This window comes from Methylobacterium sp. GC_Met_2, from assembly GCF_026540795.1.
Taxonomy (GTDB): domain Bacteria; phylum Pseudomonadota; class Alphaproteobacteria; order Rhizobiales; family Beijerinckiaceae; genus Methylobacterium.
In genome coordinates, this window is the sequence record NZ_JALNUM010000293.1 from 1 (window position 1) to 258 (window position 258).

The window sequence follows — 258 nt, forward strand, 5'->3', positions numbered from 1 at the left end:
GAGGAGCTGTCGGAAGGCGAGGTTCGGATTTTCAAGAACTGAGGTGCGTGTTCACCGCCGGCTCGGCCCCGCCGCCCGATCCGATCCGGGCTGGCGGGGGAGTTCGTATGCGTGACCAGTCCCTACTTCAGCAACTGCATGAGGCTGCGGCCCGCCGGCTTCTTCAGCTCCTTTGCGTCGAGTGTGCCATCGCCGTCCGGGTCGGCCGCCTTGAAGCGCTGCTCGACCAAAGCGCCATACTCCTTCTTGTCGAGCGTA

The 258-nt window shown here is 64.3% G+C and carries 1 pseudogene; it reads right to left on the reverse strand.

Annotation, left to right across the window (positions count from 1 at the left end):
- Positions 1-122 precede the first annotated feature (122 nt).
- Positions 123-258 (reverse strand): annotated as a pseudogene (locus OXS49_RS33495) (EF-hand domain-containing protein); the annotation flags it as partial.